Source organism: Chitinophaga sp. (assembly GCF_017745275.1).
Lineage (GTDB): Bacteria > Bacteroidota > Bacteroidia > Chitinophagales > Chitinophagaceae > Chitinophaga.
The window spans coordinates 358533-372729 of record NZ_JAGHZS010000001.1 but is presented as its reverse complement, the minus strand read 5'-3'; the positions used below and the strand labels follow the sequence as shown (position 1 = coordinate 372729).

9 protein-coding genes are annotated in these 14197 nt (G+C 48.1%); 7 read left to right on the top strand and 2 right to left on the bottom strand.

The window, feature by feature from the left end:
* Positions 1–37: 37 nt before the first annotated feature.
* Positions 38–1237 carry a copper amine oxidase gene (locus J7623_RS01520; RefSeq protein WP_291916420.1) on the bottom strand — a complete coding sequence of 400 codons (1200 nt, stop codon included), beginning with the start codon at positions 1235–1237 and terminating at the stop codon, positions 38–40.
* 89 nt (positions 1238–1326) lie between these two features.
* Entirely contained in the window at positions 1327–2562 is a 1236-nt protein-coding gene (locus J7623_RS01515) for an ROK family protein (RefSeq protein ID WP_291916419.1), read from the bottom strand.
* A 159-nt stretch (positions 2563–2721) separates the two neighbouring features.
* On the opposite strand from J7623_RS01515, the gene J7623_RS01510 reads away from it, so the two are divergent.
* From J7623_RS01510 to J7623_RS01480, 7 genes are all read left to right on the top strand, one after another.
* Positions 2722–3921 (top strand): AGE family epimerase/isomerase, encoded by a 1200-nt coding sequence (locus tag J7623_RS01510; protein WP_291916417.1) that lies wholly within the window; start codon positions 2722–2724, stop codon positions 3919–3921.
* A gap of 103 nt (positions 3922–4024) precedes the next feature.
* Positions 4025–7204 carry a TonB-dependent receptor gene (locus tag J7623_RS01505; protein WP_291916415.1) on the top strand — a complete coding sequence of 1060 codons (3180 nt, stop codon included), beginning with the start codon at positions 4025–4027 and terminating at the stop codon, positions 7202–7204.
* An 18-nt stretch (positions 7205–7222) separates the two neighbouring features.
* On the top strand, positions 7223–8914 hold the full coding sequence (locus tag J7623_RS01500; RefSeq protein WP_291916413.1) for a RagB/SusD family nutrient uptake outer membrane protein: 1692 nt from the start codon (positions 7223–7225) through the stop codon (positions 8912–8914).
* A gap of 29 nt (positions 8915–8943) precedes the next feature.
* Positions 8944–10611, top strand: coding sequence for a DUF5018 domain-containing protein (locus J7623_RS01495; protein ID WP_291916411.1), 1668 nt, complete (start codon positions 8944–8946; stop codon positions 10609–10611).
* A 42-nt stretch (positions 10612–10653) separates the two neighbouring features.
* Positions 10654–12051 carry an alpha amylase family protein gene (locus tag J7623_RS01490; protein ID WP_291916409.1) on the top strand — a complete coding sequence of 466 codons (1398 nt, stop codon included), beginning with the start codon at positions 10654–10656 and terminating at the stop codon, positions 12049–12051.
* A 4-nt stretch (positions 12052–12055) separates the two neighbouring features.
* Entirely contained in the window at positions 12056–13441 is a 1386-nt protein-coding gene (locus J7623_RS01485) for a DUF5009 domain-containing protein (protein WP_291916407.1), read from the top strand.
* Between the two features lie 6 nt (positions 13442–13447).
* Complete coding sequence (locus J7623_RS01480; protein WP_291916405.1) at positions 13448–14113, top strand: GDSL-type esterase/lipase family protein; 666 nt, start codon at positions 13448–13450, stop codon at positions 14111–14113.
* Positions 14114–14197: the final 84 nt, after the last annotated feature.

The following is a 14197-nucleotide window of genomic DNA, read 5'->3' as shown; positions in this document are numbered from 1 at the left end:
GGAACGCCGCTGTGTATATGATTTCCGTTATTTGTTATTACAGGTCTACCGGTACCAGCACCAATGGTGTTGGCAGGCAGGAGGCGCCGGGGGGAGAGTAGGTCAGGTGAATTTGCTGCACGCTCCCATCTTTCGATGGCGTGAAGATCTGCACCAGGATTGCTTCCGGGGCTTTGGTCGTTACCAGTTGATTGCCGGGTAATTGTATAATGCCTTCTTTAAACTTGCCACCACTCACAATCATGGTGTTGGCCATACCGCCGCACCACTGGCTGTTATCGCCGCGGGGATTCCAGGTCATAAGTGCCAGGCCTTTGCCATCGGAGCTTTTCCAGGCCACGTCTATATGATAGATGATACCATAGTTGCCATCCAGGCTTTTCAGTTCACCGGTGGTGGCTTCTTTACCTATCACCCATGGATCTTTTTCTCCGTCTGCCACTACAATTTGTGCGAGTCCATTTTTAGTATCGAGGGTATCTTTTGCAATGATGCGGTAGTTGCTGATACCGTAGGTGCCGCGGCCGGCGCCGGCGTATTGTTTGGTGGCGAGGGCAGTTTTCACGCGTGCAGCAGCCACGGTAGCCGGTGTTTTTAAATCGGTTTGTACAATGCTTACTTCTCCGGGTTGGTCAATCACAAATTCATAGAAGCCATGTACCAGTTCATCATATTTCACCACGGCTTTATCCTGGATGGGGTCCAGGCAAATGCTGGCGCCGGGCTTTACTTCACGGGCAGTGGTTTCGGGTTTGGAGGCGAAGAAGTCCGCCAGGCCTTGTTTGCCGGCAAAGAAATAGTTGGTGGTAGGTTTCTGGGAAGCGTATTTCAGCATGCGTATATGCATAGGCTGACTCCCGGTATTTTTAATCACCGCGGCTATTTTGCGGTCCATTTTCTGTGGTTCCTGTACGCCGTTTACGTTGTAAAGATAGAGCCTTACAGTGCCGGGTTGCACCGGTTCCCGCAGGGCTACGCCCTCGGGTACACGAATATATTCAGGGTCGTCGGAAATGAGGTATTGTGGGCCGGGCAGTACTATTTTCTGGTAGTTCAGGGAGGGGAGCTGCTCACTGAGCAGGCCGGGTACTTGTAAGGCATGGCCTTGCGGGGTGTTGATGATCACCTGGTTCAATGCGCTGGAAACGCCCTGTGCATGAGCCATACAACCGGTGGCGACTGCAATGCCGAATAATAATATCCTTTTTCCGTTGGCTGATATACGTGTTGTAAACATGGAAATTTGTTACGATGAATAGTTAATATTTATTATTAATCGTAACAAACTTAATAAAATAATTTAAAAAACAACAGCCGTTGATGTAATTATTTATTAAAAGCAAGCAGGTTATGCCTTGCAATGAGACAGCCTCCAATAATACCGGCTTTTTCATGGAGTTTAGACATCCGTAACTGCGTATCGTTATTCACCAGGCTTAACGAATACTTGTTCAGTGCACTGCGGATCGGCAGCCGGATATAATCGCCGGTATCTGCCAGGATACCGCCTATAATCACCAGTTCGGGGTTAAAGAGATTGATGAGTACAGAAATACCACGGCCTATTTTTTCGCCCAGTTCCGCAATCAACTCTATACACAGTGTGTCTTCATTTAAGGTAGCCTTTATAATATCTGATACACGGAGGTGCTCCGGCATCTTCTTGCCCTGTAGCAACGCGGAGGTATGGCCCTGTTCTATTCTTTCCTGGAACATGCGTACCAGCGCCTGCCCGGAGGCTTCTGTTTCAAGGCAGCCTTTCTTGCCACAATGACAAATGATTTCGTTCGTGAAAATCGGGATATGCCCAAACTCGCCACTGAAGCCGGATTTACCCCGGTAAATCTTACCGTCTATCATAATGCCTAAACCAATGCCATAATCGAGGTTCAGGTACAGTACATTCTTCTCGTCGTGCACCGTGCCGTTGTAAAACTCTCCATAAGCCATGGCCCGGGAATCGTTTTCCACAAAGGTTTTGATGCCAATCTCGTTTTCCACGATCTGGCTCAACGGCTCTTCGTTAAAATGAAAGTAGCTGTAGCTATACCCTTTCTCACTGTTGATACGCCCGGAAAGATTGAGACAGGCAGCGAAGATCTTCTTTTTGTTAACCGGTACATGCTCTATAAAGTGAAGAATAATGTTGATCAGCTCTTTAAAAGATTCGGGCGTATTAGCCAGCGTAAAAGGAACGTGCATCTCGGAAGTTACCAGCTCCTTCTTGAAATCCAATAAGCCGATGTTCACATAAAAGTTCTTGATGTCTACTCCAATGAAGAAGCCACATTCCGCTACCAGCCCGTACATACTGGCCCTTCGCCCGCCTTTGGAGTCGTCTTTCCCATACTCCTTCACAATGCCATCGCTCATCAACTCATTAATTAAACTGGTGGTTTTGGGGACACTGATATTCAGGGCAATGGTTAAATCAGTAATAGTGCTGTTGCCTAGCTGGTCCAGATGATCAATGATCGCGCGTTTGAGGGATTTATTCTTATAAGCCACACCGGCCAGATTCTCTTCTGAAAAGATTTCAAATATGCTTTCCTGGGTTGTCATGCAGTATGAATGATATTTTTTCTTAAAAGTAGTATATAATTAATAAAGTTAATCAAGTTGTCATGAAACAACCTTTATTAATAAAATTATTTACGAATGGTTGCTTTATAATTAAAATAATAATAAATTGGCTTCTGAAAATAAAATAATTTAAAAAGAATGCAACCAAAAGTAGCCGATCGACAGGAAGAGACCTCCCACGAATTAAATACCTCGCATTATGCAGGTTTATATAGAACCGAATTACTCGATAATATTTTGCCTTTCTGGGTCAACTTCAGCAAAGACGAAACCAATGGCGGATTTTATACCTGCCTGAACAGGGACGGCAGCGTATTCGATACCGATAAGTTTATGTGGCTGCAAGGCCGCGAAGTATGGACTTTCGCCCATATGTTCAACCACATCGCGCCCCGGCAGGAATGGCTCGATATGGCCCTGCACGGCGCCACCTTCATGGAAAAATATGGTCGCAACGAAAAAGGACATTGGTACTTCTCCCTCAATGAACAGGGAAAACCACTGGTACAAGCCTATAATATTTTCAGCGACTGCTTCGCCGCCATGGGATTTGCCGCACTCGATAAAGCCACTCCCAGCGATCGTTTCAAAGAAATTGCCCTCACTACTTTTGAAAGTATCCTCCTCCGCCAGGACAACTGGAAAGGAGTCTATAATAAGGCCTATCCCGGTACCCGTCCACTCAAAGGCTTCAGCTTACCTATGATACTCTGTAACCTGTCGCTCGAAATGGAACACCTGCTCGGCGCTTCCCGCGTTGCTGAATTTATTCCTACGGTAGTACACGAAGTAATGGACGTATTCTATCAGCCGGATAAAAAACTGATCGTTGAAAATGTATACGCCAACGGCACCTTCTCCAACAGCTTCGAAGGCCGCCTCGTAAATCCAGGTCACGGCATCGAAGCCATGTGGTTTATCATGGACCTCGCCAAAAGAATCAATGATCCCTCCCTGCTCCGCCAGGCATGCAACATTATGCTCGATACCCTGGAATTTGGATGGGACAACGAATTTGGCGGCATCCTCTATTTTAAAGATATCCTGGGCCATCCACCACAACAACTGGAGTGGGATCAGAAACTGTGGTGGGTACACGTAGAAGCACTGGTGGCCCTGGCCAAAGGCTACACCTATACCGGCGATCCACGCTGCGCCACCTGGTTCAAAAAAGTACATGACTATACCTGGCAACATTTCCGCGATACGGAACACGCAGAGTGGTTCGGATACCTCAACAGGCAAGGCGAAGTATTACTACCGCTCAAAGGCGGAAAATGGAAAGGCTGCTTCCACGTACCCAGAGCGCTGTACCAGGTAGCGGCTACCTTTTCGTAATAACATTTGTTGCTACCTATGAAAAAACTAATCCCTGTAAAAGTAATCGCAAAAGGCAATCACTAACTGCCAACAGCTAACAACTGACGGCTAAATTCAAGTTATGAGTAAACGTAAACCAAATCTAATGTGGCGCACCTGCCTGCTGATGATACTCCTGATCATACAGCATGGGATAGCGCTGGCACAGCAACAGGTGCTGAAAGGTACCGTCAGGGATGAGAAAGGAAACCCGCTGCCGGGTGCTACCATCCTGGTAAAAGGTACACAAAAAGGAATGGTGACCAACCCCGACGGGACTTTTAGTCTCCCCGCCAATGGTCCCCAAACCTTACAGGTATCAATGACCGGCTTTACCACCATCACCATCAACGCTACACCAGGGCAGCCTTTCAACGCTATCCTGAAAGAAAACCCGAAAGACCTGAACGAAGTAATGGTAGTAGGTTACGGTACACAAAAGAAAGCATCCCTCACCGGTAGCGTGGCACAGATCTCTTCCGCAGAGCTGAAGAAAACGCCGGCCATGAACCTGACCAATGCACTGGCAGGTCGTTTGCCGGGATTGGTAGCCAGCCAGACTTCCGGTCGCCCCGGTTTTGACGATGCCACGCTGCTGATCCGCGGACAAAGTACTTACAATAGCAACGCACCGGTAGTAATTGTAGACGGCGTGGAACGCTCTTTCGGCAGCCTTGATCCAACAGAAGTAGAAAGCATCACCCTCCTGAAAGACGCCGCCGCTGCAGCTACTTACGGTGTACAAGGTGCTAACGGCGTAATCCTCGTGACCACCAAAAGAGGCGCCGCCGGCAAACCCGTTGTGTCATACGACGGAGAAATTACCCGTACCGCTTTTACCCGCTTCCCTAAATTCCTCAACGGACCAGATTACATGTACTGGTTCAAAAAAGGAGAACAAATGGATAATGATTACCTCACCGCCACCGGTGGAGATCCCATTCCATACACGTATTCCGACGCACAGATTGCGGCCCTGCGGAACGGCACCAACAAAGATCCTTACCTCGGCAACACCGACTGGACCGGCATGCTCACCGGCAGAAAAACAATGGCGCAACACCACAGCGTAAGTGTAAGAGGGGGCTCCGATAAAATCCGCTATTTCTCCAACGCCAGTTACCTCAACCAGGAAGGGGTAGTAAAAGGATCAGACTATAAACGCTTCAACGTAAGAACCAACGTAGACGCTACCATCAGTAAAACATTCTCTATAGCATTCGACCTCGGCGCACGCCAGGAAACACGCAACAGCACCGGTATCCCCGCGGATGACGGCGAATACATGAATCCCTTCTACCAGGCAGTAAGAGCATTGCCCAACATCCCCGCTACCATCGATGGTACGCCAACGGCTACACGCTCTAACTCCGGTATTGTAAATCCACAAGCTGTAATTGAACAATCCGGCTGGCAACGCTACCTCACCAGCACCTTCCAGGGCGCGCTCACTTTCACTATGCACGTGCCCTACGTAAAAGGACTGGACCTGAAACTGATGACAGCCTACGATAAATCTTTCCAGGAATTTAAAAGCTGGACCACCCCTTATACCATGATGGTGAGAGAACAAAGCAGCACCGGCTTCTACTGGAATCCTTCGCTGCCGCCGGGTATCAACATCAACACCGTGCGCCAGTCGCAGGGCAATAACGCGCGCCAAACCTTCCAGCCAAGCATTCAATACAGCACCGAAGTAGGTAAACACAGCATCAAAGCGCTGGCCTTATATGAATATTCCCAATACGATAGAAATGGCTTCTCTGCCGGTGGTAGTAACTTACCACTCACAGAATTGAAAGAAATTGATTTCCGCGACCAGGACAATAAATACATTGTTCAACCTACCGGTAACAGCGGTACCAACGCCCGCTCCGGACTGGTAACCAGGGTCAACTATGCTTACAAAAACCGCTACCTGCTGGAACTGGTATCCCGTTACGATGGCTCCTTATACTTCCCGGTGAACAACCGCTGGGGCTTTTTCCCGGCAGCATCTGCGGCCTGGGTGCTGAGTGAAGAACAGTTCTTTGCCGGCCTGAAAGAGAAAGTAGACTTCCTGAAATTAAGGGCTTCTTACGGTAAAACGGGTAACGACAGGGGGATTGGTGATTACCAGTACCTGCAAACTTTTTCGCTGTCAGACAAACCAGTGGTGGTGATTGGTGATAAATCGGTATCAGGTATTTATTCCGGTAATCCGCCGAATGTGAACCTCACCTGGGAAAAAGCATACACCACCAATGTTGGAGCAGATGTAAGCCTGTTCAATGGCGCCCTCTCTGTAACCGCTGATTATTTCTATAAAATTACCAAAGACATACTCGATGTACAGGGCAACTTATTCCCACCTTCCATGGGAGGCTACTATACACAGGTGATCAATCGTGGGATGGCCGATGTACGCGGGATAGACCTGCAGGTTACCCATCGCCATAAAGTAAACAACAAACTGGATTATGGTGTAACCGGTAACTTCAACTGGTCACGTAATAAAATTCTCGTGAAAAATGATCCTGATGGATGGCCCGCATGGCAGCGAACTCCGGGAAGAAGTATCGGCGAAAAGAAAGGATTTATTTCTGAAGGCTTATTCCAGAACTGGGACGAAGTAAACAACTGGCCGTCTTCACCCAGTGGTGGCGCGGCTCCCGGCTTCATCAAATACAAGGACATCAACGGCGATGGTAAAATTACTACGGATGATATCACCTACATGGGTCGCAGCAACATTCCGCAAATCATGTATGGGTTAAACCTGGAACTGCGTTATGGCATCTTTGATTTCTCTGCATTAATACAGGGAGCAGCTTTGGTAGATGTATCACTCGGTGGGGAATACGAAGGTTCATCCGGTACCTGGGGGGTGAATGATAACACACCGTTTACCCGTCCGTTTTATGGTGCCGGCAACAGTCCCTACTACCTGGTAGAACAAGCCTGGACTCCTGACAATCCAAATGCAGCGTTCCCCCGTTTAACGGCCGACAGGGCCGGGTTTCCAAATCACAACGGTTGGGCTAACTCTCAATGGGTAAAGAATGGCGCCTATGTACGTTTGAAATCTGCACAGATAGGAGTAACAGTACCTGCTACTATTCTAAAGCAACTGAACATTGAAAAATGCCGCTTCTACCTGGCAGGATTTAACCTGATCACATTGGATCACCTGAAGTACATGGATCCGGAAATGCCAAACGCCAACAACGGCTTCTATCCGCAACAACAGATGCTGTCTTTTGGCGCTAACCTTACTTTCTAAACCGGAAAAGCAATTACTATGACCACATTTCGCTCAAATATAAAAAAGGCCTTGCTGCTACTGTTCATCGTTTCCGCGGGGATGCAGGGATGTAAGCTGGACGGGATGCCCGGCGACCGTTATACCGATGCGGCTATCTGGAAAAATGCCAGCAGCGTAGACCTGTACATGTATGGCATGTACGACCAGTTTAAAACCTTTTCTTTCGGCCAGTTTCCTATCGGCTACAGCAATGCTACCGATGCATTGACCGATATCGAAAAATATACTTCCAATACTACCGGTAATGGATCAGTGAACAAGTTGATGTACAACCCGGGGCAGGTGAATGCCACCGCTCCGGGCATTTCATTCTGGGAAACGGCGTATGTTAATATTAAACGCATCAATGAATTCCTGAATGGCATGCAGTTGTATGCCAAAATCAATGCAGAACAAAAGATACAGTACGAAGCGGAAGCGCGTTATATCCGGGCCTATTTTTACTTCTGGCTGGCGCGTATCAACGGTAGTGCCATTATCCTCGATAAGCTCCCTGCCAGCCAGAGTATGGCCCGTAGCAGTGAAGAAGCCGTATGGAATTTTATTACACAGGACCTCACTTTTGCCGCTGCACACCTGCCAAAAGAATGGCCGGCTGCACAAAAGGGCCGTGCCACACAAGGCGCCGCCAACGGACTGCTGGCACGGGCATGGCTATACGCTGCATCCGTAGCGGAATACGACAACAAACAATTTAATAAAGATCCACTTACCGGCATGCCCGCGGCTAAAAAAACGGAATACTATCAACATGCCGCAGATGCCGCTGCAGCAGTGATCAACTCCGGCGTATACGACCTGGAAAGCGATTACGGTAAACTGTTTACCAGCAACAACAGCAAGGAAACCATCTTTGCGTTGTACTATCAACGCCCGGGTGTTACCCACCAGTTGGACTACTTCTTTTGTCCGCCGGCAGATGTAGACGGTGGCGGCGCTACCGGCGTACCTACTGCTGAATTGGTGAATGAATATGAAATGTCGGATGGCCGCAAATTTTCCTGGTCGGAAGCCGCTATGGCAGCCGATCCTTATAAAGACCGGGAACCCCGTTTCTATGCCAGCATTTTATACAATGGCGCCAACTGGAAAGGACGCGTGCTGAATACAACGCCCGAAGACAAAATAGAGGGCTACATCGATTTTAAAGTAGCCACCGATCCGCGCAAAACGGTAACGGGTTATTATATCCGCAAAATGCTGGATGAAACCAACACTAATATACTGGTACTGGGAAGTAATCAGCCATGGATAGAAATGCGTTATGCAGAAATATTGCTGATTCATGCAGAAGCACTCACCAAACTGGATCGTATTCCGGAAGCGAAAGTGTCCCTGGATAAAGTACGCAACAGGGTGAAACTGCCGGGTGTGGTAGCCGCCACGCCGGAAGCCATGATGGCTGCTATTGAGCATGAACGTAAAGTGGAACTGGCCTTTGAAGGACATCGTTACTGGGACCTGCGCCGCTGGCGTAAAGCGCATATTGTGTTGAACAACGTACGTTTCCACGGGCATAAAGTAACTGATAACGGCAGCGGCTTTACTTATACCGAAGTGGACTGCGATAAGGAAAACCGTTATTTCCCAAGCTCTTTCTATTACATGCCTATCACGCAGGATGAGATCATCAAGAATCCTGCAATGAAACAAATTCAGGGTTGGTAATCATTATGCGTAACAAAAAAGACATGAACATGCGAAATATATTCATTATACTGGGACTGGGCATGGCGGTTACTGCCTGCCGGCAGCCGGAACCTATCTTCCCGAAATCAGACAACAGTCTGCAGGATATCTGGGTAGGCCTTCCCGGCGTAAAAGATGCAAAGTTTGATCCTGTATACAGCACCGCACGCGATACCGCCTACATCGATGTACCGTACTTCTATCCGGAAGAATCAGACAACGAAACCGATATGAAACAACTGGTGCTCCGCGCCAATATCCCGCTGGATGCTGTGGTAACACCCGCTTTGGGCGTACCGATGGATTTATCCAAGCCTGTGCAGCTGGAAATAAAAGGGGGTACCGGTGAAAAAAGAAAGGTAGTAGTGGTGGCAAAGAAAGTGGGGAATACCGACGTGAAAAGCGCTACCATACAATATCTGATGGATGGTGAGCCAACAGAAATGGAAGCCGTGATCAAAGGCAATGACGTGATTTTCTACATTCTCCCCGGTATTGACGTGAGTAAAGTGAAAGTAGCGATATCCGTAAATAGCCATTCTACTGTGTCCATTGCTCCCGATGCAACGCTGGATCTCTCTGCTAACCTGCCTTTCACGGTGAAAAGCATAGATGGTATCGTGAAGCAATACACGTTAAAAGTAATGCCGCCGGTGAAAAAGCCATATGGCATTGGTATTACCCGTAAGCTGTTTGTTAAGCTGGGCGCAGCTTCCGGCGGCGGTGGCATCAGTACTAACTATACGGAAACCAGTATGGCGGTGAGCGGCGACTACCTCGTGATAGTGAGCAATACCAATCCATCTAAGCTACGGCTGTTCAATCGTACTACGGGCAACTATGTACGCGACATGCCATTACCGGCTAACGACTACTATTCCTTCCAGATGCAGAACGATAGTACCGGCGCCTTGCTGGGTGCTACTTTTGCGGCCAGCGGAGATAAATTCCGTTTATATCGTTGGAAAAATGCCACAGATCCTGCACCGGAAAAAATCCTGGAATGGACCAATAGTACTGCCTGGGGTGGTTTGGGCCGCCGGGTAAGAATTTACGGAGATGTGAATAAAGATGCGGTGATCTATGCTACGGCCTCTCTCACGAATGACATCTACAAATGGCGTATCCATGATGGGAAAATTGTAAACGCCGCCAATACACCGGATGTGAATACGGCGCCAGTGATCAGTACCTATGCTTCCAATGCCGGTAACTTCGGTTATCTCGCAGATGCGGTGCCTACAGATGTTTCCTTCAGCAGTACTTACTTCCTCAACTACGGTGCGGAGATAGCCATGGTGAATGGTGGCAGCAATGCGCGCACATCGGCGTTTAATGGCGATGCAGCGGGCAACATCTTCCATGCCCCTTCCCTGTATTTCCGCTTTAACAACGCCAATTACCTGGCCATCCTGAAATACACTTCCTGGAGCCTGAACGGCGGTAACATCGCGTTGTTTGATGTTACAGATCCTGCTGCGGTTAGCATGTCGCCGGGTAATCCGAACTATGGTACGTTCAATGTATTCAATTCCGAAGAGATCAGGGGCGCTGCCGATAACGGCAATGGTACCGGCGATCTGTGCGTATCTTTCTCCGCCGACAGATCCAGTGCCTACATCTATATGGTGCTCACTAATGTGGGTATCATCGGTTATGAACTCACTACTTATTAACCAGTTGCCACGCGCTTGCGCGTGGCATTAAAATAATGCGTAATGATAAAATCAACATTGCTGTCGGCCTGCTGCCTGCTTTTACTGGCAACAGCCTGCAAGAAAAATAACGATACACCGCCCGTAGATCCCGGTACCGGTACAGATACCATTCCTATTCCTACCGGTAAAAAAGAAGCTATTGTATGGATAGATCTGAATGCGAATGTATTCGGTACTTATGGCCGTTTCAATGATACAGCAGCTATACGAAAAACACTGGATACCCTGCAGCAAATAGGGATTACTTCATTGGTAGTAGATGTAAAAGAGTCGTCCGGCCATACAGTTTTCCCCAGCGCCTATACGAAAAAGGTGGGCAGTCATAATGGAAAATCGTTGCCTGCCGATGTGGACTACCTCGATTTTATGGTGAAAAAAGCCAAAGAGAGAAACTTCAAAATATACGCTTCCGTAATGACCTTCGTGGAAGGAGATAACGACGATAAAACAGGCGCTGTATTTGAAGATGCCACGTTTAAAAACAAGTACCAGTCGATCGTTTGTGATGTCAACGGGAAACGTGTTCCCATTACAGAAACAGGTCGCCCTGGATTTGTGAACCCGGCCTACCCGGAAGTACAGGACCGTATTATCAATATCCTGAAAGAGATTGTGACCAAATATGCCGTAGATGGCGTGATCCTCGACTACGGCCGATATGCCAATATCGACGCAGATTTTTCCGACTACAGCAAAACACAGTTTATTCAATATTTGAAAGACGTGTTTCACGATCAGAATGCCAACTTCCTCAATTTTCCCACGGATATAGTGACGTCGTGGAAAACAGAAAGTGGTCAAACTACGCCTGCAGTAACGGGTAAATATTACAAGCGCTGGCTGGCGTATCGCATGAGCGTGATTTACAACTTCGTAAAAAAAGCACATGCCGGCGTGAAGGCAGCTCGTGCAGATGCGTTGTTTGGCGCTTATGTAGGTGGCTGGTATGGCGATTATTACCCCGTAGGAGTGAACTGGGGCAGCCAGCAATACGACCCCTTCAATGATCCTAAAATCCGCATGGACTGGGCATATCCGCAAACCAAAGAATATGGCTATGCAGAAGAACTGGGATTGCTGATGACGGGCAATTACTTCTCCCAGTTATACCTCGCTGATAATCCGGCCACGGCTAACTTAACCTATAACTGGTGGAGTGTGGAAGGATCAGTAAAAGGAGGCCGTTATGTAACCCAGGGGAAAGTGCCGCTGGTAGGCAGTATTGATGCCGGTAATACCAACTGGAATCAAAAATCGGATATCCGCAGGGCTATTAAATTAATTCTCTCGCAAACTTCCGGGGTGATGATTTTTGACCTGGTACACCTGTATGCACCGCAGTACAACAAGTTGCAGCAGCCGTTGTGGGACGAGATAAAAGCAGGATTACAGCCGTAAGCATATGAAGCAGCGTAATCAAAGCCTGGATGCATTAAGGGGACTGGCCATTGTTGCTATGGTCTTAGCCGGTAGTATTGCCTTTGGCATACTGCCGGCATGGATGTACCATGCGCAGGAGCCGCCGCCTACGCATGGTTTCAATCCGGCGCTGCCGGGTATTAGCTGGGTAGACTGCGTGTTCCCTTTCTTTATATTCAGCATGGGCGCCGCGATTCCCTTCTCCCTAAAGAAAAAAATGCAGGCAGGTACCTGGGCTGTTTTAGAAACAACGGTGAAACGCTTTTGCCTGCTGGTATTCTTTGCTTTATTCAGCCACCAGATGACGGCAGGAGGATTAAGTAAAGTACCGGGTGCGATGGAATATGGATTATCGCTGTTATCCTTTGCACTCTTATTCGTGTTGTTTTACCAGCCACAAAGTCGTGCTGTTTTATGGTATGCGCTGAAAGCGGCCGCCATATTGCTCACGGCGATATTAGTATATGCGTTGCCGTTTGCAGACAACAAGGGATTTTCCTTATACAACAGTGATATTATTATCCTGATTTTGGCGAATGTATCGCTGGCAGGTACGCTGTGCTGGTATGCTACCAGTAACAAACCGATGCTCCGCATCGCACTGCTGCCTTTACTCATGGGGATGTATCTCAGTGGTACGCAGGAAGGTAGCTGGTGTCACGCATTATTGTCATGGTCGCCGTTACCCTGGATGTATAGCAGCAACTTTTTGAAGTACCTGTTTATCTTGTTGCCTGGCACGCTGGCGGGCGACTGGATGTTACAGTATGGCACGGTGCAACAGCAGCCTGAAAAGTCATCGCTCCGGTATCTGCGGACCGGCGCCTGGTGTGCAGCGGTGGTATTGGCAGGAAATATTTGTTTACTGTTTGGCCGGCATACCACTATCAATTTGCTGTTGACAATAGCAGGGTTAAGTGCTTGTTATGCCGCCATCCGGAAAACGGCGCCAAAAGAATTTCCGTTATTGCATTTGTTTTTGAAAGCAGGTGCTTATCTTGTTGTACTGGGCCTATGTTTTGAGTCATTTGAAGGAGGGATCAAAAAAGATCCGGCCACGTTTAGCTATTACTTTGTTACTGCCGGTTTAGCGTTCCTGGCATTGATAATTTTTTATTCCTGGCAATACAGTAAAGCAGGAAATGTGACTGTCCATTACCTGGCGATGGCCGGCCGTAATCCCATGGTGGCTTATGTTGCCGGCAACCTGTTATTGCTGCCGCTCTTACACCTTACGGGTGCCATTACACTGTTTGGAAGTATGGGGCAGTCTGTAGGGTGGGGAATTGCACGGGGTATATTTTTTACCGGTATTGTATCCGCTGTTGCCGTATGGTTTACCCGCCGGCAATGGTACTGGAAAACATAAATGTATATGAAGAAGATATCAACCATGCTGCCTATGCTTTTAATGTGCGCCATGACGCAGTTGCTGGCACAGGATTCCAGCTATCATAATTATCTGTACGATAGTCGTACTGCCTATTTTAAACAATTACCCACCGCAAAGAAGCCGGTGATTTTTTTTGGAGATAGTATCACGCAGTGGGGCGACTGGTCAGAGTTCCTGGGCAAAGCCAACATCCTGAACCGGGGCATCGCGGGCGACAATACCAATGGCTTATTAGCCCGGGTAGATGAAGTGATCCGGCACAGGCCGGCCCGCCTGTTCATCCTGGTAGGCACCAACGATATTAATAAACAAATGCCGGCAGCATCGATTGTAGCTACCTATCGGCGCATTCTTGCTGCCGTGCAAACGCAGTCGCCTGCCACCCGTATTTATGTACAGAGCGTATTCCCTATTAACAACCAGTTAATAGGCCGCCAATATTATAGTGGCACCAACGAGCAAATCAAGGCACTCAACAGCGGTATCTGCCAGATGGCGGCCGACCTGAACGTCGCTTTTATCAATATCTATGATGCCCTGCTGGATGACAGCGGGCAACTGGATGCAAAGTATACTTATGATGGGCTGCACCTTTCCGGGGAAGGCTACCTGAAGTGGGTGAGCGTGTTAAAAAGAATTACGAATTAGGAATTACGAATTACGAATTGGGACGGAGCTTACCGTTGTTATTCGTAAATCGTAATTCCCTGTAGTTCTTCGCGTCCTTCCGTA